We start from the raw sequence: 19,636 nt of genomic DNA, 5'->3' as shown, positions 1-19,636 counted from the left end.
GCGCACCAGTCGGACCGCATCGGCCCTGTACTCCGGGGTGAAACTCCGCCTCTTCCTTCGCTCCATGAACACTACCTCCCGTGTAGCCGACTTATGAGGTGTGTCCACAAAACCGGGGCAGGCTCAGAGAGAGCTCCAGCCGCAAGCGCTTGAGGGCTCTGAGTTCGGCGGGCAGACTCTCGGGGAGGACCTTGATGCGAGTCCCCGTGAGCTCGAGCTTCTCCAGCGAGGTGAGGCCAGACAAATCCCCAGGCCGCAGCGTGGTCAGCCCAGTCCCGGCCAGCGACAGCTCGCGGACCAGCTTCAGATGGTCTGGCGTGATCGACTCGCAGGAGCACTTCGGACAGGCGGCCCGCGTGATGGCATCGCGGACCTGCGGCGTCCGCTGGCAGAACGGGGACTCAGGGACTTGTCCGCTCTGCCCGGACACAACTGTTGTGCCGGAGTCCTGAACGTCCTGCCGCGAGCACTTCACATCGTCGTGCTTGCAGCCGACCAGCGAGCTGACGAGGAAACCCACGAGAACCAGTGCGACAACAGCTACCGGTGAGCGCCGCATGGACATGCGCCGGACCTCGATTTTCGACTGACCCATGGAGTCCCAAGCCCTCTTTTGGTCGCTTCTATCATCGTGCGCCGAACGCGGGCCTGGGCATCGGCATCGAGTACGCGACGCCGATGGACCACTTCTACACGTTCTGAGCTTCGCGGGTTCGAATCCCGCCGCCTCGAGTCGAACCCACTCCTGAAAGGAGGTACGGATCGCAATGCCTTGCATGGACACGCCCCAGCGCTCCGTGCCAGTCTCGCGCCGTTCATGCCCTTTCCTCCAAGCGTCTCGACCCTTCGCCTCCGGTGCTTGCTCCCGTCGTTCGCGGCACTGGCCTTGCTCTCCTGCCGGGATGCGTCCAACTCCGGTGACGCCGGGGCGCGGCATGACACAGCGCCTCGGGTCTACGTTCTTGGCTCCACCATTCACCTGCGCAAGGCGCCCTCCCCGGAGGCGGAGAGTCTGACGAAGGTGGGGATCGGCACCGAGTGTGTCCCGCTGGGGTCCACCCAGGGCGAGTGGCGCAAGGTGCGCTGTGGAGACAAGGAGGGCTATGCCTCGGCTTCCCTCCTGGGTGCGGAGAAGCCCTCCGTGGACACGTTCGACGCGGAGGCCCGGGACCCCCAGCGCACGCTCGCTCAGCGCGAGCAGAGCGCCCTGCGGGCGGCGATGCTCGTACCCGGGGATTTCTTCCGGCGCAAGCAATGGAGCGACCTCTTCTTCGAGCACAACTTCGAGCTGCTCGCCGGGGCGAAGAAACCGCTGAAGGGCCCGAAGCTCGAGTTCCCTTGCGTCCGCAATAGCGTCGACGACTGCATTCTCGAGAGCGCGGGCCTCGTCCGGGGCGTGAAGCACCGGGTCGTGACGAAGGAGCGGATGTTCGTGTTCGTCGTGGGTGACTCCGAGCAGATCGCCGTCTACCGGGGCCAGTTCACATACGACAAGAAGCACCAGTCGTTGACCGAGGAGGTTCTGGAGCGGACCCGTTTCGAGTCGGCGCCCATGCTGGAGCAGGCACTCTTCCGCAGCGCCGAGCCGGAGGACGACGCCTCGAGCCCGCGCCTCGGACAGTTCGTCCTGGACGCGTCCGCTCAGTCGCTCATGGCCAGGCTCCCATCGGAGTGGGAACTGCTGAAGCGCTCGGACGAGGGGGCGTACGCTGTGCGGATCAACGGATGCAACGGGCGGCCCTACCTGCTGAGGCTCCTGCCGGATCTCCATGGGCGCTGGCTCGCCGTGGCCGACGCGCCCGAGGCTCTCTTTCCCGACGAGCGCTGGGTCTCCGCTGTCACGAAGACGGAGCGCGGCACGAAGCTGACGCTCTCGCGGAACGCGGAGGACTCCGCGCCCCAGGTGCTCGAGATTCCGCGAGTGGACGAGGCTCCCGCGTCCCTGTCGAAGGCGTTCTACACCCACCGCAGTGACAAATATCCGGATGTCCGCGAGCCGTGCGGAGGGCGGGCGGCGGGCGTGGGGCCTGCCTTCAGCGGGGAGTTCTCTCCCGAGAAGGCCATGGCCGCGCTGTATGGGGGCGTCGACGCGGCGGATGGTTCCTCCGGGTGGTCTCTTTCAGGTGCCGAGCGGCGGCGGCTCCTCCGGCTCGAGGACCTCTGGGTCTCACGTCCGAAGGCTCATCCCTTGAAGTGGGACGCCTACCGCGAGGGCGAGCAGGAGAAGATGCTGTTCCTCACGGAGACACCTTCCGGTTACGAAACGACGCTCATCGGCGGCGGCATCTTCTCCAAGACGGAAGACGGATGGAGGCTGGAGCGGGCCAACCGGGCCATCATCGTGCTGCCCCACCGGCTTGACGCGGCCCAAGGCATCTTCGTGCGGGGGATTGGCGAAAGAGGGGTCATCGCCATCCTGGAGGTGAGCGACGGCAACAGTCGCCGTTTCTTCACCGATCTCGTCCTGCTCTCCGACCGGGGGGGACAGGAGAGCATCGATGTGGTGGGCACCCTTCCGAGCATCGCGGAGACGTATTTCGGAGTCGAGTGTCCGGGGGAGGAGGGCAAAGAGGGCTCGGGCGATGGCATTTGCTACGCATATGATTATGCCTCCGATTGGGAGCTCGTTCCGCAACCCGAGCACCTGCTTCCGGATGTCGTCGTCACGTCGAAGGGGACCCGCCAGAGGGAAGGTAAGAGCGAGGAGGAGATCGAGTCATTCCATGAGCTGCTGACCTTCTCCTTCAGCGCGGACGAGTACGCCCTCTCTTCCCAGAAGGACCTGCGGCAATCCCAGGAGTGACCGCGGGTGAAGTACACGTTCTGAGCTTCTCGGGTACGATTCCCGCCGCCTCCACTCTGTATCTCCCGGAAAGGACTCAGCTTTCCGGGAGACTGTAGCAAGGGATGTGGCAAAGCTCCGGGCGCCATCAGGCGTGCCGGGGTTTTCTTTTCCCCTTGAAGCCACCAGGGGCAGCCGGGCGAACTGGCTGCGCTCGTGGCGCCGCACCTGGAGCTTCGCCACCTCGGCGCAGAGGGCCTCCCCCGGGAACGTGGTGTAGAGATCGATGGTGTTGCCGCTCTTACGCGGCGTGTGGGTGCAGAGTTCGAGGATGTCCTTCCGGGCGCCATCCGTGCGGGCCAGGGAAATCATGGTCCGGCGCAGGTCATGGCCCTGCCGGTGCCGCAGGCCGAGCGCCTCCATGTCCTTCACCAGCCGTTTGTAGGAGTGGTGGTCCGTCAGCATCCCGTCGAACTCCACGCGCGGGCCCACGGCTGGTCGGCCGGGGTCAACACCGGAGTGGTTGGGTCGTAGTGCTTCCAGCGAAGACCAGCGGCCTCCCCGTGCCGGAGCGCCGCGATGCCTTGGAGGGCCTGAAGGATGTGCTCAAGACGCAGGTGTGATGCCTCCGGGGGGCTCCGCGGGCAACGGGTCCAGCGGGACGATGACCCGCGGCTGGCGGAAGCCCTCCCAGGCGCGGACCTCGTCGATGCCGATTATGAGGAAGAAGAGGGACTCGCCGTCGAAGCGGTCCTCATCCAGGCGGCGGCACCAGTCCAGCACATCGATGAGGGATGGAACCGGAATGGGCTCCGGGTGCGTGTGCCATTCGCCGAGGTACTGACACGTTCCTCCGGACTCGCTCCAGCGCGCGTCGATGACCTGCTGGTGCCGTGCTTGGGTTCGGTGGAAGGTGGTGCGGGTCCGGCGGTCTCCATCCAGGGGGGGGGTCACCTCGTCGATGACCACGTCCGCGCTGCCCAGGATGCGGCGGCCCAGCAGCACGCCGCCGGCCTCCGCGTGCTGGAACTCTGACTGCCTGAAGCGGAGCAGGTCCGTGAGCGCAGCCGCGTCAAGCTTCACCACGGCACCGCCCGCGCGGCGGAACAGGCGCCCACTCATGGGGTGGGTCCAGGCGCGCAGATGGGGCAGTCGTCGCGCCTATAGTCGAGCCAGGTGGCTTCCAGCTTGCCCTGCTCCTGCTCATAGCGCGGCGTGACAGTGAACCCTCCCTGTTGGAACTGGCGGGCATCTCCCTTCCAGGACAGCAGCGGCGCTTCGTGGGCTTCTCGCCGGAGCGCTCGCAGCGCCAGCCGCGTGGCCAGCTCGGCGGTGCGTTGGGCGTCGAGGTCCGCGAAGGGCATGAACCGGCTTCCACAGCCGAGCACGTCCCGCGTGTACGTGCCTCCCGGGTCGGCGAAGGCCGCACGGTTTCCCAGGTCGCGGTCGTAGATGCATTCCAGACAGCCGCGGTTCATTGCGTCCTGGCCTCGCACGTGGGTCAGCAGGGCATGTCCGCCCAGGCCGTAGGGCTCCAGCCAGGTGAAGAGAGCGGGTGGGTGCTCGGCGTTCGACCAGGCCCACTCGTTCAGATGGAGCTCGAGGGTGGGCTGGCCCAGCGCGGCAATCACCAGGTCGTGGTCACGGACCGTGTCCGGCTCGTCCTGGAGGAGCTTTTCGAGCCGGCCGTCCATCGACTGAACGGAGACAAAGGGGATGCCGCTCTCGATTTCCTCCTTGAGTCCGGTGACCTTGGGCTCGAAAAGCCAGCGCATCCCACACACGTGCCGGAAGGTATTCTCCGGCTGGAAGCGGTCCGGATCCACGAGCGTGAGTCCCCCGACACCCGCTCGCGCGAGGGCGAGCGCGATGTAGCCTCCGACGGAGCCACAGCCCGCGATGAGCACACGGCGCTCCCGGAGCCCGCGCTCCGCGCCACCCCTGGGGATCAGGTAGTCCGGGTCCCTCCGCATCAGTGCGATGGGCTCGACCTGCGCACCGGTACGGTCTCGCAGCAGGGGGTGGCCGTGCTCCAGCCGCTTGAGGTGGACGCCGACCACGGCCCGCTCTCCCTGCGGCCTCTTGAGGCCCAGTACCACCAGGTGCTCGCTCACGTCGAAGCGATGGAGCAGCCTGGCCAGGGCATCCTGGAGCCCGTCGGGCATTCGCCGTGCGTACTTGCGGAGGCCCTCGGGCGTCGTGAGCTCTTCCGGCAGGAAGGACGGGTTGTCGTCACCAGGGGCCAGCGGCAGATAGAGGGCCTTCTTCGCGGTCAGGCCTTCGGCCTTCCTGTCTGGCAATGAGCGTGCATAGGTGTCGGCGGCGTCCGCCACCGCTTGCAATTCCGTTCCCCGATACAGGGCCGAGATGAAGCGCGGGCGGTTGTCCGCGGTGACGGTGCAGTCGATACAACGTCCTCTTGAGATGGCGGACCAATAGGCCGAGATCTCCCGGAGGAACTCCCCCCCTCGGTCCCCCCGGAGCATGTCGCGGAGCAGGGTGCGGACCCGCTCGAGCGACTCATGCAGGATGGCCTCGGGCCGACGCCTGTCGAGCAGGCCCACGTCCGACGCGAAGCACACCTCATCGTCATTGATGAAGTGCGGCAGGACGGTCTCGGATTCCTTGCGCTCCACCGAGACGATGGGAAGGCACAGGGGAAACTCCCAAGGCAGACGGACGCGGAGCCAGAAGGTCTGCCCCTCCACGGTCATCCGCCCCGAGCACGTCACCTCGTCGCGGGTGCCTGGCTGCTTTCCGGGGAGCAATATCGGCGGGCCGCAGTCCTCCAGCAGCCCGCTGTGGGCAAGCTGCTGGAGCACCCGGATGTGCATTTCCTGCTGGGTGGTGAGGGGGGAGGGCATGCGGTCAGGCCGAGGTGGCGGCGGTGGCGATGGCCGGCGAGGCCTTCTTCCCCGTGCTCGACTTGTCGGGGACGGGGAACTCCGGGCCGAACTGGTCCCGCATCAGCTTGCAGGCGTCGACGGGGTCCGGCTCCTGCATCACCTTGTCGAGCTGGTCCCGGAGCTGGATGAGCCGTTCGCGGAACGTCGTCATCTGTCCGTCCGTCATCTTCACGAAGATGTCCTTCCAGGGCGCGACGGGCACCTTCACCTCCAGCCGGTAGAGCGGCGTCCCGTCTTGCTTCGATCCTACGTGATGGAACGCATTCACCAGCTTCGCGACGAAGCCCCGCATCGCTGTCAGGTCGTCGGGCTTCCTCCTCGCGGCAAAAGCGTCACTGGTGATGATGTGCGGCTGGAACCACTGGCCCGCGGCCACCGTGAGCCCGATGCCCGATGGCGCGTTCTGGCCATCCGTCTTGAACTTCTCCGTCTTCCACCGCTTCAGCGCACGAATCACCCGCAGGAACTGCTCCTGATCCCGGTCCTTGAAGTGCTGCTCCACCCAGAGCGCGAGGCCCTCCGGGTCCGACTCCTCCCAGTACCGCTCCTTCTCGCCCGAGCCCACCTTGCCCTTGGCGATGTAGAGGCGCTTCGTGGCGCTCTTGGGGTCGTCGTAGGTGTAGACGGCGAGGTCGACGTGGAAGGCCTGCTCGCCGTCGCGCTTGTACTTGATGGTGACGCAGGAGCGCCGGACCTCGGTGCCGAGGTCCGTGTGGTCCTTCAGGGCGTCGGCCACCAGGGACTTGAGCGTGACGGGGTTGGGGTAGTCCTCCTTGGCGGCGTTGAACGTCAGCCCCACGTCGATGTCGTAGTCCTGCCCCTCGGCCGGGTGGATACCCGTGCCCATCTCGTAGCTGCCCTGGTTGATGAACGCGAAGAAGGGGATGTCCATGCCCTCTTCGTCGTCATCGCCCTCGCGCATCAGCTCGAAGCGCTCACGGAGCTTGTTCAAGATGATGTCGCGCTTCTCGATGAGCTCCTTGTTCTCCTTCAAGCGCTTGAGGCGAATCTTGTCGTCGAACTGCTCGATGTATGTCTGGATATCAGCCATGATTGGTATTGCCCCCTTGAGAAGGTGAAGAGAAGACAGTGATGGACGGCTGCTCCCGGGCGGCTGCCTTGAGGCTCAGGCGCCACTTGTACCGGGGCACGTCGTCGGCGTTGTAGTTGTAGGCAAAGCACTCCGGCAGCCCGGTGTAGGCCAGGGCCCGGCCCAGGTGGAACGCGATGCTCACGGGCACGGCGGCGAAGACATGAATGCTGGTGAACTCGGGCTTGCCACCGATGTTCCGGTCGATGGCCTGGCGAATGGCCTGGGCGTACTCCAGCAGCTGCGCCTCCCTCCGCACGATGCCGCGCTCGGGTGCGCTCATCTGGAAGTGCAGGTCCAGCCGGATGTCGGAGTCCGGGAGGACCTGCGCGCAGTCCTCGGGCCTGACCTCGTTGGAGATGGACACCCTCACCCGGGCCGCGGACCCTGTCTCGCCGTGCCGGGCCACCACTTCCAGCGACGGGTGGGCCGCCACCGCGTCCGTCTGCCAGGTGAAGCGCTGTCGCGTCCGGTCGTGCTCGAGCACGTGGACCGGGCGCGCGTCGGCGAGGTAGCCCGCGAGCATGGCCAGCGGGACGTAGGGAAACCCGTAGTAGAGAATCTCGGTGTCGCGCTCGGCGAAGGCGGTCCGGAGCACCCCGTTCATTGCCGCGAGCCGAGCCACCTCCGGCTCCAGGTTCTCCCATCGGCGCTCGCCGATGGCCTGGTGTTGATCGATGAGGAGCTTCGGCCGGACGTGGCGGTGGGCGAAGAGCTCCGGTGCGTCCGCTTCCGTCGGCGTCACGTGGGTCTGCTTGAGCGACTCGTGACAGATGAGGACCAGGTCACCTCGGGCCGCCGGGGCGGTGGGACGCGCGGGCGGAGCGCTGAAGGGCGTGAGCGCGGCCGGGCTGTCGGCGGGCGCGTAGAACTGCAGGGAGAGCCAGTCGCTCGAGCTGGAGTGCTCCCGCTGCAGCTGCTTTCGCGCACTCGAGAGGGCCGTACACAGGTCCTCCCGTTGGACGAGCAGGCTCTGGTAGAGCGCCCGCGTCAGCGTGGTGGAGCCCGCGCAGGTCAGCGGCATCCGCGAGGCAATGACCGCCGGGACTCCCTGGACATGGAACATCCGGGCAATGCTTCCCAGGGGATGCGCGGGCATGCCGGAGTCCCCGCCCTGGCAGGCGCACAAGGTGACGAGCCGCAGGGGGCTGCCGTGGCGGGATGAGAAGAGCAGGTTGGCCAGCTGCCACTGGTCCAGGCGCTCTGGCTCACCGCCCTCTTCGGACGGGTCGAAGACGAGCCCATAGGCGCCATCGTCCACCTTGGACCCGTGACAGAGCAGGTGCAGCGCCGTCACGGGACGAGCTGTCTCCGACAGCTTCTCCGCGAGGCTCCGCGGAGACACGTGCTCAAGGACGTCCTCCTCTTCGATGAAAGGGAATTGAGCGGCGGCACAAGCAGCGCGGAGTTCATCCAGGTGGCCGTCCATGGGCACTCCACCACCGGCTTCCGACCAGGCGAAGAGGATGCGCCCCTGGGCCGAGGCAACCGGCTCCCGGACAGGCCTGTCCCCGCACTCATACCGGAGGAGGCAGTTCTCCAGCCCGACCAGGGGCGGCCCATTGAGGCTCATGGGCAGCAGCTCCCAGGGCAGGTAGTACAGGTCGTCGGCGTTGTTGGAGCAGACGGTGATGTGGACCGGCTGCCCGATGCTGAGCGCGTAGCGAATCTTGTCTTCCGCACGAATCCATTCCGCGGGCTCGATGAAGCCTCGCAGGGCATCCGACAGCCGCTTGAAGTTGCGTGACCCGGGCTTTGCCCGCAGCAGCGCCTCCAGCTCCTTTCGGAGCGCGGGCCAGCGAAGCTCCACGGGAGCGCTCCTCCCGTGGGTGCAGCGCACCAGGTACCGCTGCTTCTTCCACGGAAAGGGGTACAGCGTCTCCGGCGACTGCGTTGCAGAGAGCTCCAGCGTGATTTCCAGGGGGGCTTGGTTGGGAGGCATGTGTGTTTTCCGGTGCCGTGAGGCCGGTGCGGGAGACAGACGCGCTCGGAGAAGTTTGTTACCTCGTGCCGCCGTGTTTCAGCGGGAGCCGGACGGCCGGGTCTCCCAGCAGCACGTGGCTGGCGAGGTCGTGGTACAGCATCCACAGGTGCGCCCTCTCGGCGGGGGACGCCCTGTACTGCCGCCCGGCGGCGAGTGCACTCCGCTCCTGGTGGTAGCTCGACGCCAGCGAGGCGCTCGTCTCGTTGGCGAACCGGAGCATGCTCGACAGCGCCGTGCCGGCCCGCCTCCCGCTGGCCAGGGCCTTGATGACGCCGAGGAAGCGCTCGTGGCGGCTCCGCCCCTGGTCGTTGAAGCTCGCGGTCCACGCCAGGTCCACATGGCCCACCACCGCCAGGGGCCCCTCCGGATTGGCCAGCGCGGCTTGGGGAAGGGCGGCGATGAACGGGCGCTCTCCGGGCCGGGGCAGGAGGCGCGCGACGCGCTCGGCCTGGTTAGGGTCGAGGTCCCCCAGCCACGGTGCATAGGCGCTCCGCGCGGGCGTCCCTCCGCTGAAGCAGGCGAAGCAGAACCACAGGCCTCCTGGCAAGAAGGGCCGCGCCGCGACCTCCGCTGCGGTGAGCCGCTCATGGCCTGGCAGCAGGAGCGCTCCCTGCAAGGCGCGCTGGTCTTCCGCCGACAGCCAGCCTCCCTCGCGCACGCCCAGGCCGTGGCTGACCGAGAGCAGCACGGCCGGCTCCGCTCCGGCGGCATGGGCGAGGAACCGGCCGATGGTGGACCCCTCCGCGGCACCGTCGTCCGCCAGGCTCCGGGGGGGCTCGACCTGGAGCGCACCCGTTCGCTGGTGACGTGTGCACGTGGCGAGGCACGGCTCCACCAGCTTCCGGTAGCCCAGCTCTGTCGCATTCGTGCCGTCGCGCGAGGTGTAGAAGAGCAGGCGGGCCCGGTCCACGGGTGAGGGCGCTTCCGCCCAGCGCAGCACCTTGGCGACGTAGGCGAGGTAGCCCGCCTCATCGGCGAACGCCAGCCGCCCCACCAGCGCATCGGTGGCCAGCACCTGCTGCATCTCCAGCGACACCCCCTCCAAGTCTCCCAGCACCAGTAGGTAGCGAGGCCGGTCCGGCTCCTCCACCTGCTCGCTGCCCAGCACCCGTGCCTTCCACCGGTGCGCCTCCTCCCGATCCATTCCGGGCGTGACGGCATAGGTATGCACCGGGGCGCCCCCCTGCTCCCGCTGGCGCAGCTCCCGCAGCGGCTCGATGAGTTCCAGGAGCCGCTCTCCCGCAGGCGTCTTGGGGTACACGACACCCCAACGCTGCGCACGCAGGTCATCCAGGTCTCCCAGCGCGTCCCATAGGCGTTTGGGTTTGGGGTCGGACTGCGCGAGCGGTGAGGAATGCAGCGCCGATTCGTCGAGCCCCGGATGGAGCGCGGGCTGGCACGTGTCGGCATGGGCCAGCAGTAGTTCGAAGGTCATGGCGGGCTCAGCGCGTGGGAGTGCCGGGGACGGGCTCGAGGTAGCGGTGAAGCACATCCTTTGGCAGCGGAGGCCAGGCGTGCAGCTCCACGCGGGACCCTTCACCCACCGCCTGCGCGATGAGCGCCCCGAGCGCCCCCTGCACCGTGCCCCTCATCGAGAACACCACCGTGTCAGTGCCCGTGAGGACTCCGAGCGCGAGGAACTCCGACGCGTCCTTTACCGGGGTGATGAAGGTGCTCCGCTGCGCCGCCTCGCCCTGCGTCCACAGCGGCGTGCCCGGCACCGGCTCATAGGTATCCACCCGGGGCCGCACCCTGCCGCGCACCGGGGTTTCCGATGGGTTCTCCACCTCGTGGCCTTCCCACGGCGGGTTGGAGGCGTACTCCTTGAGGAGCCAGCCCGGCAGCGGCGGCCACTCATGCAACTCCACCTTCGCGCCGTCCTGCGCCATGCGCTCGATGAAGGGACCCAGGTGCTGCTCCACCCGGCCCCGGGCCACGAAGCAAGGCTCCGACGGGGCGAGCGCCCCGAAGGCCACGAACTCCGAGGGGGGTGAGACGGGCATGAGGTAGACGCGCCGTGTGGCCGCGTCTCCTCCCGTCCAGAAGTGTTCCTCCGTGGAGAACTCGAGATCGTGGAACGGCAGGTTCGGCTTGTCCAAGGCTGGCTCCCTTTCCTGCGGGCGCAGGTGCTGAAAATCCACTCGCGCTCAAGGACGCCCTTGGACCGTTTTGTTACCTCACTTCATTCAAACAACAGGATGGTGTCGAGCCAGCCCCGGGCGCGTCCTTCCCGACGCCATGCCTCCCGCTCGTCACGGAGTGCCACCGCGGGAGGCTGGCCGGAGCGCATGTGCTCACGCACCCGGTTGAAGAAGACATTCACCTCCTTGTCGAGCAGCTTCTCCGTTGACGCCAGGACACCCCGAGCGCCCGCGGCGAGCAGATCGGCGGGAAGGCTGAGCGGCTCATGCACCGCGTAGGTGGTATGCGCCGCATTGCACGCCGCCAGCACCACGAAGGGCGCCCGCTTCAAGGAGGCTTGGCGCACCCGCGGGCCGCGCAGCTCCGGGCCGCTCACATCGGGGGCCAGCACAAGGTAGGAGGCGCTGGAGTGGGGCGTGATTTCCCCGTGCGTCACCACGTCCACCTCGGTGGCGTCCTCCATGGCGGCGAGCACGCGGGCCGGTGTCGCCTGGGCGCCCGAGAGCAACACCTGCTCCTCGTCCACGCCGAACCCGGGCGTCCAGGCGTTGAGCCGCTCCAACTCGCGGTCCTTCGGCAGCTGCACCTCGGAGACCACGAGGTGGCGCGGGCGGCCCGGAGGCGGAGGCAGGCGCTCCCCGCCGCGCGTCAGGTAGCTCCAGGCGAACTCCGAAGGCAGCAGGCCCGCGCGGCCATGGAGGGGTGGCCGTGCGAGCACCTCCACCTGACGGCAGCCGCGCAGCGGTGCCAGCACCGTCTCCGGCACCAGCCCGTCGACTCGCTGCTTCAGGGGCTGGCGCCGGGAGGCGTCGTGATACCCCGTCAGTGCGCCTCGTGCGTCCAGGGCGAGCAGGAGCGTGCGCTCGGAGTCCACGGTGGCGGCCAGCAGGCACTCGGAGGGCAGCGGGGCGCCTCGCTCCCGCTCCAGCAGCTTCAGCGCCTCGGCATGGGCGCCGCGCTGGCCCGCCTCGAAGAGGAGCGAGGTGAAGCTGTAGGCGCGCACCCGCCGCGCGGTGGGGTTGCCCTCCTTCGCGGGGTCCTCCACCTGCTGGAGGAGGTCGCTCAGCAGCGCGCGCCCTCGCGCCGGGTCCTGCTCGATGACGAAGCGCCCCAGCGCGTGACGGGCCACCCAGGGCTTGCTCGTCTTGGAGGCCTCATCAAGCACCCGCTGGAGGTGGCCCTCGTCTCCGGGCGCGCTCTTGAGCCGCGCGAGGTCGGCGAGCGTGAAGGCGCCGCTCGGGGAGAGGGCCCTGCCGGTGGCCAGCGCCGCGTTCAGCTCCCGCCGCGCCTCGTCCACGCGCAGATCGTGCCACGCCACGTCCGCGAGGTGCTGGTGCAGGCGGCGCTGAAGGTCGGGGTCCTCCGCGTCCCGCGCCAGCACCTCTCCGTAGTAGGCCCGTGCCAGCGAGCCGTCGTTCACCATGCGGGCCACCTGCGCCAGGTTCTGGAGCAGGGCCCGCTCCAGGAACCACTCGCCTCCCCGGCGCGCCAGCGTCAGCCCTTCCTCCGCGTGCGCCCGCGCTTCCTCCAGACGGTGCAGGTGGGTGGAGTACGTGGACAGGTCGATGCGGAGCTGAATGCAGCGGTAGTCCAGGCCCGGCGTGCGGCACAGGGGTAGCGCCTCCTGCAGCGTCCGGATCGCACGCGCGGCGTGCTCCCCGGCCCGCTCCTCTCCCGCAGGGGTGCTCTCCTGCTGCGCCTGGGCCCAGTCCTTCTGCGCCCGGAACCAGGCCGCCGTCAGGACGAACCAGGGGTCCCTGCTCGCCGTGGCCTTCGCCTCGAAGAGCTCCAGATGCTCGGGGACCGCGCCCATGAGGACCAGCGTGCCCAGCAGCAGGTCGTCCTCTCCGGACGCGCGAACCTGGGCGAGGAGCTGTTCCTGCTGGGACCGGGATAGCCGCCCTTGGACCAGCTTCTTGTAGTCCTGGGCCAGCGGGCCCCGGCGCTTGAAGTCCGCCCGGGCGACCCGCTCCACATAGTCCTGGAGCACCCTTCCTCCGGCCCGTTCATCCAGCCTGCGGGCCAGGGGCTCCAGGCTGCTGACGCGCTCGCGGCTGGGGGCCGTGCGGACGGCGTCATAGAAGTAGAGCCGGGCGCTCGGCCGCAGGTGGAAGTCGCTGGGAATGGACGAGGCGGGCGCGTCGAGCAGGGATACGCCCAGCTCCTTCAGAGCCTCCGCATCCTTCCTGTCCGGTATCGCGCGGCGCAGCTCGACCGCCTTCCCGGCGGCTTCGTCCGCCCAGCCGGGCTCCCTCAGGCTGGCGACCTCGGTGAAGACCTGGGCCGCCATTCCCGGCAGCTGCAGCTCCCGCAGCGCCAGGCCCCGGTTCCACAGGGCCTGGGGCATGCGCGGGCGCCCGGCCAGGGCCGCGTCGGCGGCGTGGAGGGCCGCGATGAACTCCCCCTGCTCGAGCAGGATGGCGGCCCGGTCAGACTCCCGCTCGGGGGAGGGCGCCAGCTTGTCCAGCGCCTCCAGGGCCCGCTTCGCCGCGTCGCGGCCGTTGTGGAGGACGTCGGTGATGGCCAGCTTCTGGAAGTCCTGGCTTCGCTCCAGCGCGCCCAGCGCCTCGTATGACGCGCCGCTGGCGGAGGCCTGCTGCCTTCCGGACAGGGTGGTGCCGGCGAGAGGCCGGTGCTGGTCCATCTCGCGAAGGCTGAACCGCTGTTCCATCCGGCGCTCGGGGCCCTGCGCCAGGAACTCGTCCGTCCCCAGCGCGGGGCCGGGGCGCTGCCTGACGGCCAGCACCACCAGCAGCATCCCCAGGAGCGCGGCGGTGGCCCAGGCGGCGGGACGCCTCCACGGGGCGGGCAGCGGAGCGGACACGAAGGGGCGCTCGCCGACGAGCCTGACGTGCTCGCTGGCCTGGTACCTGAACTGAATCAGGTTGGGGATTTCGCGCTGGCACCGCGCGCAGTCCGGCAGGTGCTGACGGAAGGCCTCGGCCTCGGCGGGCGGGAGCTCCCCGTCGACGAACAACTCGACACTGTCACAGGGGCGCGCCATCAGTTCACCTTGTCGTTGGAGCGCAGCAGCTTGCTCAGCTGCACGCGGATGTCATGCAGGCGCTTGGAGACAGTCCCCACCTGGATGCCGAGCGCGCGGGCAATCTCCCGGTACTTCTTGCCCTGGCCATACAGCTCGAACGTGGCCTGCTTCTCCGGGCTCAGCTTGGCGACGGCCCGGGCGAACTGCTCGGGAGAGACGTTGAACTCGGACGCCACACCGTGTTCCGGCGCCAGCCCGGCCCGCTCGGCCAAGACCGGGTCGCTGGCGTGCTGCTTGCGGACCTGCTGCTTGCGGCACTGGCTGTTGAAGAGGTTGGTGAGGGTGGTGCTGAGCCAGGAGACGCAGGTGCGCCGGTCAGGCCGCGGTTCGCGGTCCTCGAACGTCTTGACGAAGCGCAGGAGCGTCTCTTGCACCAGGTCTTCCGCGTCGGTCTCGTTCCTACTCATCTTCAGCGCCTGGCTCATCAGCCAGCCGCGGTGCTGCATGGCGAGCTCTCCCAGGAGATGCCTGCGGCTTGCAATGCTCATGGCTCGTGGGCGCCCCTCCCGGCGCCGCGCCTCGGGCTCCAGCATAGGGAGAGGCGGCGTGTCGGCGCGAGGGGTTGGAGGAAGGGACTCCAGGTCTGGAGGAGGAGCATCAGGTGGGGACATGGCACGGTCCTGCCCACCAGACGCGGAGCACCGGGTTTGTTACCTCCTCCGGCTGGATTATGAGTGGGATAAAGGACCACATCAGCCCGCTGGGCCCGCGCGGCGCCGCAGCAGGGCGTCCAGGTCCAGCCACAGCAGCACGCCCACCGCAGCGCCCATGGCGTTTCCCCGACGTACGCCGCGAAGAACGGCTGCCAGGGCATCGACTTCGAGCGCGAGGCCAGTCCCAACCTCACGCCTCCGCACGCCCACCGATCTCCGGGAATCGCTCGTAGGCCCATTTGAGCGCCTCGAGGTGGGCGGGCTTACCCAGGTCGAGCGGCGCATCGGTGAGGCTCACCACCCACCCGCCCGACTCCGTCCGCCGGGCCCGCGCCAGCAGCTCGGTATCGCGGGAGGGATCCGGAAAGCCGATGGACTCCGCAGCGGCCGCTGACCAGTAGTTGATCCACCCAAGGTACCGGGGAACCCTGGGCGAGCGGATGTTCCATGGGAGCTCGAGATTCGGCAGCCCGTGAGGAGGTCGCTCCGGCCCCCCCGACTTCGGGCCCGTCTGCGCCGCGATGGCCTGCCTCATGGGGCCGGGCGCCATGACTCCCCACCGGGCACGCAAGCCCTCCGCGACGTACTCCAGCATGTCCATTGCCGCAGCGACCACGGGCTCGTCCTGCGGGAGTTGCGCGTGAACAATCAGCAGCGGCTCGCCCCCTGGACTCGCAATCGCGCTCTCTCGCCGCCCGCTCACCGTCACCGGGTAGCTCTCGTCCCCATTGCACAACAACCCGAACTCGCCGGCCGCGGCCGTCTCAGCCAGCCACGCCGCGCGCTGCGGAAGAGCAATGGGCCGCCCCGCCTTCGATAGCCGCCACGCCAACCGCAATCCGGGGACAGCCCGCTCCATCCCCTCAACGGCCGCTAGCGGGCGCCCGTCGTCGCCGGTGAGCGCTGGTGCGAAGACGTGGAGATGGAGGCTGGCTCGAGTCGTCATCGTTTGCTCCCCGTGACGACAACCACCGCAGGACTCGGGTGCTTCTTTGACATGGCGCTGGCCCCCCCAAGGAGAATCAGCCCTGGAGGATAGGAGGCGGGGAGGACAACCCTGAATCTGAGCTTCGCGGCTTCGATTCCCGCCGCCTCCACATTCAGAAGCCACTCATGGCCGGGCCTGAGCCTCACCGCGTTCCAACCAGAGCGAGCCCAGCCCGAGTGGCACCGCGTCGAAGGGCTCGGCGCGCACGACTTCCCCGTTGCCATGCGTCGCGGTGAGGAGCCAGCCCACGGGCTCGCGCCGGAACACCTCCAGCGTCTGCGTGCGCGGCTCCACCAGCCAGGCGTGTGCCACGCCCTCCCGGTGGTAGATGGGGAGTTTGCGCGTCCGGTCGATGCGGGCCGTCGAGGGCGAGAGCACCTCGCATCTCCAGTCCGGAGCGAGCGCCATGAAGGGCTCGTCTGGAGATGGCGGCTCCGGCAGGCGCTCGCGGCGCCATCCCGCGAGGTCCGGCACGAGCACATCCCGGCCGAAGTGCAGCTCCGGCTCGTACACGATCCACCACCCACCGGGCCCTCCGCTCCCCATGCAGAAGGGTGCTCCCAGCACGATGTGCAAGATCGAGGCGGTATGGACATGCCCCATGGCGGGCCTCGGGGAGGCCACCAACTCGTCCTCCAGAAGCTCCCCCACCCAACCGGCCGGCAGTGCCTCGATGTCCTCGTAGGTTGCCGGCTTCTTCCCCGTCCCCATCTGTCGCCTCCTGGTGGTTCCAACAAGAAGCCGTTGAGCGTCTCTTCGTTCTTCCCCTCGGCCGTGCGGCCCTCCGTGCTCAGATGACGCAGTCCCACAGGCCAGTGCTCGTGCATGTGCAGATTTCGGTCTTGCACGAGGTGCCCGGAAAGGTGCACTTCCTGGAGGAGCCCGCCGTGCAACTCACCCCCAGGGAGCCACAAGCCGGGAGGAGGCAGTCGGCGGGGCCGCAGAGGAAGTAGGCGCTGGACTTGACGGTGGACTCCGTCGGGCAGCTGTCACTCACCTTGTGCTCGATCCAAAGCTTGTCGGCGGTGGTGGAGAGGGTCTGCTCGCAGTGGAAGCTCTGCGTCCACGTGCCCGGGGACCAGGCGCTATAGGCTGTCAGCGCCGTGCTGTAGTCGAAGTTGCGCGTGCGCCACATCGGGGAGAGGGTGCCGGAACCGCCGCTGCCGGTGCCCGTGCAGGTGATGGTGGTGGACGAGGTGCGCGAGCAGGAGAGCGAGGTGGAGGGAAGGGGGGTGCTGGTGGAGAGGGTCCGCGAGATGGACCTGCCGGGGCTGTCCCAGCAGGTGGTGCGGTTGTCGGCGCTGTCGATGACCATGGGGATGGCCTTCACCAGGAAGGTGTGCGAGCCGGTGCTCACCCCCGCCTTGCTGTAGTACCAGGAACCGGAGAACGTCCCGGCGGTGTCGGGCCTGCGCTCCTCGGAGGCACTCAGCGCGCCGTCGAGATAGTACTCCAGCCGCACCGCGTTGGCGGGCCAGGCCACCGCCCAGGTTCCACTGCCCGCGAGCTCGCCGCAGTACGCGTCGATACCCGAGAGGGTCAGACTGGTGACGCTCGTGCCGGAGCACAGCGCGGACTCCTGGCTCCCCAGGAGCTCCTCGGGTGGGGACACCCCTGTCTCGGAGACGCCACAGGCGGTCAGCATCAGCCAGCACAGCAGGAAGCAGGACGGCACGCGAATCAGGTCTCGTTGCATCAGGGCATTCCTCCAGGTTCGGAGATTCAGGTGCCTATTCCGGCCATTGCGATCACTTGTTCCGGGCGAAGCCTATCACCAGTTCCGGGCGGAGCTCTGAGCATCGGAGCGGAGCGACGCTGGTGGCTCTCACTTCTCCGGCTTCGGCTCGGTCGTCAACTTTCCATCCCGCTTGCGGATGGACTCGCCCAGCAGCTTGATGCGGTGGGCGTTGTGGACCACCCGGTCGACTCACCACACAGGTCGTCAGGGACGAGGGGTTTGGCCATGGCGGCCTCCGCATGCCAATCTGATCACGCCCAGTCCCTCCCGCCACCCTTGATTTTGAAAAAAGCTTTCAATCTTGTCCTCATCCACGTGCTAACGGTTGATCACCCATGCAGGGATTCGCTCGCTGACGAAGAGGCTACCGATGGAATGTATGAAGAGTGTTTTGAGGGGGTTGCTCCTGACCGCGCTCGTTGGATGCACGGCTTCTGAGGGTAAGCTCGAAGTTGGCGATCAGGGGGATCTCCCGCCCAAGCGTGTATCGTGGGCGCTCACCGAATCCGACATCCGCATCAAGAACCATGGGACGCTCCCCGCAGCAGGCGGCGCGACTGAGAATGGCCGATTGGCGCGGCTTGTCTCGGGGGCCAAGGGACTCTGGATGGACAACGGCCTTCCTGTTGGCTCGGGTGGGCAGTGGGTCCACCTCTTCGGTGAATTCCGCAATGTGAAGGACTTTGGTGCCGCCGGTGATGAGATTCTTGACGACACGGCCGCGATCCAGGCGGCGATCAACTCGCTGCCGAACACTGGCGGAATCATCTTCTTCCCGCCTGGGGTCTACAAGGTATTCGGGCCGATCAGGATCGAGAACAGCGGCGTCACGCTTCAGGGTTCGGGTCTCGCGTCGGTCATCGTGAACCGAGACGACATGGGCAAACCAGCGCTCCTTGTGCGGGGTCCCGCAAGCAGCGAGGGGGGCGCATGCGCAAGCGCAACCCCCCCGTGCTTCTGGACCGATGCCCAGAACACGCCGCACAACTGCTTTAACAACCTTGATGGGATTGTGATCCGCGATCTCTCATTCAGCCATTCCAACCACGCCGCCGCGCGTACTGCTGGATGGCTGGTTGACGTCTGCTTTGCCCCGAACACGCAGTTCCTGAACAACTACTTTTCGTCTTCGAAGGCGAAGGGAGGGGCTGGCGCACTGCGGACCGAGCTCTCCTGGTCGCTCCGGGTTATTGGGAACACGCTGGGGAGTGTGCTCGCCGACACCTGGGGGGCCTCTCTGTCGAACGCGCACGGCTCGCTCATCACAGGAAACCGTGTCGACGGCACGGCAACTTCGAAGGGAAATGGGCTCTATCTCGGCACGACACACCACGCGGTGATCAGCGGCAACATCTTCGAGTCACTCACCACTGGCGTGAAGGTGAACGCCGGCAGTGGGATCACGATCCAGGGGTACTTCGAGGCGAACAAGACGTCGATCTCGGTACCGCAGACAGGGCTCTCCTATCCCTGGGGTCTGAGCATCACGGGCTCGATCTTCGACGGCCCGGATCCAGAGGCCACGACGCACATCAACTTGGGGAGCGCGAAGGGTGTAGTCGTGACCGGGAACCGGTTCGGTGCCTGTGACCTCTGCGCGGCGCCGGTGCGCCTCACTTCCTACGTCAAGGACGCACAGATCGGGCCGAACGAGCACGATGCGTTCACGACACAGGTGACAGGGATGCGAGATCGGTCAGTGAGTGTGCTCGATCGTGGGTCGGGGGTGGTAGTGAGTGACGGACAACTCCGCATTATGCGTGGGGAGATCTGGGTGGGGGAGAACGGGACGATCGACCGTTTCGTTGGGGAGGGAGTTGCCAGTGTCGTACGCACAGGCCCGGGGCTCTACAACGTGCACCTCACCAAGCCGTTCGCAGCGAAGCCGACCGTGGTCACAAGCCAAGGAAGCAGCTCTACGCACGGGAGCACCGATGGACGATCAGGTTGGTACGAGGAGTACACCTCCCCGAGCGTGCTGCGGATCTACGTCACCGACCCAAGTGGGAGCACGTTCGTCGATCGAAACATGATTGTGACATTCGTTGCGATGGGCCCGGGCTGAGCAGGCCTGGCGCGCGGCTACTGCTCGTTGAAGCGCAACGGGAGCTGGATGGTGAGCTCGGGTTGGTTGGTATTGCGCGGGAAGGCCACGCGCTTCATCTGGCCCTCCAGGCACCTGGCCAGGCCCGGCGACACGGTGTCGGGCGCGGTCACCTTGGCGGCGCTCACGTCGCCCGAGCGAGCGATCGTGACCAGGAGCATGACCCGGCGGTCCGCGGGAAGCTCGTCGCGGAACTGCTCTCC

At 67.8% G+C, this 19,636-nt stretch carries 16 protein-coding genes; 2 read left to right on the top strand and 14 right to left on the bottom strand.

Going from position 1 to position 19,636, the window contains the following annotated elements; all coding sequences use genetic code 11:
• Window positions 1–91: 91 nt before the first annotated feature.
• On the bottom strand, window positions 92–595 hold the full coding sequence (locus tag AC16DP_RS43585; RefSeq protein WP_329726778.1) for a leucine-rich repeat domain-containing protein: 504 nt from the start codon (window positions 593–595) through the stop codon (window positions 92–94).
• Between the two features lie 426 nt (window positions 596–1,021).
• On the opposite strand from AC16DP_RS43585, the gene AC16DP_RS43580 reads away from it, so the two are divergent.
• Entirely contained in the window at window positions 1,022–2,803 is a 1,782-nt protein-coding gene (locus tag AC16DP_RS43580) for a hypothetical protein (RefSeq protein WP_329726777.1), read from the top strand.
• On the opposite strand, the gene AC16DP_RS43575 is transcribed toward AC16DP_RS43580, so the two are convergent.
• From AC16DP_RS43575 to AC16DP_RS43520, 12 genes are all read right to left on the bottom strand, one after another.
• Window positions 2,717–3,247: a hypothetical protein gene (locus AC16DP_RS43575; RefSeq protein WP_329726776.1), complete on the bottom strand. Its 531-nt coding sequence runs from the start codon at window positions 3,245–3,247 to the stop codon at window positions 2,717–2,719. The two genes, AC16DP_RS43580 and AC16DP_RS43575, sit on opposite strands and share 87 nt — an antisense overlap.
• Before the next feature lie 141 nt (window positions 3,248–3,388).
• Window positions 3,389–3,904, bottom strand: a complete 516-nt coding sequence (locus AC16DP_RS43570) for a Mov34/MPN/PAD-1 family protein (protein WP_329726775.1) — start codon at window positions 3,902–3,904, stop codon at window positions 3,389–3,391.
• Window positions 3,901–5,646 (bottom strand): ThiF family adenylyltransferase, encoded by a 1,746-nt coding sequence (locus tag AC16DP_RS43565; protein WP_329726774.1) that lies wholly within the window; start codon window positions 5,644–5,646, stop codon window positions 3,901–3,903. Before AC16DP_RS43565 ends, AC16DP_RS43570 begins: the two co-directional genes overlap by 4 nt.
• Before the next feature lie 4 nt (window positions 5,647–5,650).
• The gene (locus tag AC16DP_RS43560) at window positions 5,651–6,739 is read right to left on the bottom strand and encodes a cyclic GMP-AMP synthase DncV-like nucleotidyltransferase (RefSeq protein ID WP_329726773.1); all 1,089 of its coding nucleotides are present in this window, start codon (window positions 6,737–6,739) and stop codon (window positions 5,651–5,653) included.
• A complete protein-coding gene (locus AC16DP_RS43555; protein WP_329726772.1) occupies window positions 6,732–8,720 on the bottom strand; it encodes an SAVED domain-containing protein in 1,989 nt (662 codons plus the stop codon). The genes AC16DP_RS43560 and AC16DP_RS43555 overlap by 8 nt, the downstream gene beginning before the upstream one ends.
• A 58-nt stretch (window positions 8,721–8,778) precedes the next feature.
• The gene (locus AC16DP_RS43550) at window positions 8,779–10,197 is read right to left on the bottom strand and encodes a hypothetical protein (protein WP_329726771.1); all 1,419 of its coding nucleotides are present in this window, start codon (window positions 10,195–10,197) and stop codon (window positions 8,779–8,781) included.
• A 7-nt stretch (window positions 10,198–10,204) separates the two neighbouring features.
• Window positions 10,205–10,861 (bottom strand): hypothetical protein, encoded by a 657-nt coding sequence (locus AC16DP_RS43545; RefSeq protein WP_329726770.1) that lies wholly within the window; start codon window positions 10,859–10,861, stop codon window positions 10,205–10,207.
• Between the two features lie 83 nt (window positions 10,862–10,944).
• Window positions 10,945–13,908 carry a CHAT domain-containing protein gene (locus AC16DP_RS43540; protein ID WP_329726769.1) on the bottom strand — a complete coding sequence of 988 codons (2,964 nt, stop codon included), beginning with the start codon at window positions 13,906–13,908 and terminating at the stop codon, window positions 10,945–10,947.
• On the bottom strand, window positions 13,908–14,438 hold the full coding sequence (locus AC16DP_RS43535) for an RNA polymerase sigma factor (RefSeq protein WP_329726768.1): 531 nt from the start codon (window positions 14,436–14,438) through the stop codon (window positions 13,908–13,910). Before AC16DP_RS43535 ends, AC16DP_RS43540 begins: the two co-directional genes overlap by 1 nt.
• A gap of 355 nt (window positions 14,439–14,793) precedes the next feature.
• Window positions 14,794–15,549, bottom strand: coding sequence for a DUF5953 family protein (locus AC16DP_RS43530; RefSeq protein ID WP_329726767.1), 756 nt, complete (start codon window positions 15,547–15,549; stop codon window positions 14,794–14,796).
• A 165-nt stretch (window positions 15,550–15,714) separates the two neighbouring features.
• Entirely contained in the window at window positions 15,715–16,302 is a 588-nt protein-coding gene (locus tag AC16DP_RS43525) for a Uma2 family endonuclease (RefSeq protein ID WP_329726766.1), read from the bottom strand.
• A 79-nt stretch (window positions 16,303–16,381) separates the two neighbouring features.
• Window positions 16,382–17,287: a hypothetical protein gene (locus AC16DP_RS43520; RefSeq protein WP_329726765.1), complete on the bottom strand. Its 906-nt coding sequence runs from the start codon at window positions 17,285–17,287 to the stop codon at window positions 16,382–16,384.
• Between the two features lie 421 nt (window positions 17,288–17,708).
• Between AC16DP_RS43520 and AC16DP_RS43515 the strand changes: the two genes are divergently transcribed.
• A complete protein-coding gene (locus AC16DP_RS43515) occupies window positions 17,709–19,394 on the top strand; it encodes a glycosyl hydrolase family 28-related protein (RefSeq protein WP_329726764.1) in 1,686 nt (561 codons plus the stop codon).
• A gap of 17 nt (window positions 19,395–19,411) precedes the next feature.
• Here AC16DP_RS43515 and AC16DP_RS43510 read toward each other — a convergent pair.
• Window positions 19,412–19,636 (bottom strand): hypothetical protein (locus tag AC16DP_RS43510; protein ID WP_483957066.1); only part of this gene is annotated, 225 nt, incomplete at its 5' end.

The organism is Archangium sp., assembly GCF_057119385.1.
This window is presented reverse-complemented; position numbering and strand designations above follow the sequence as displayed.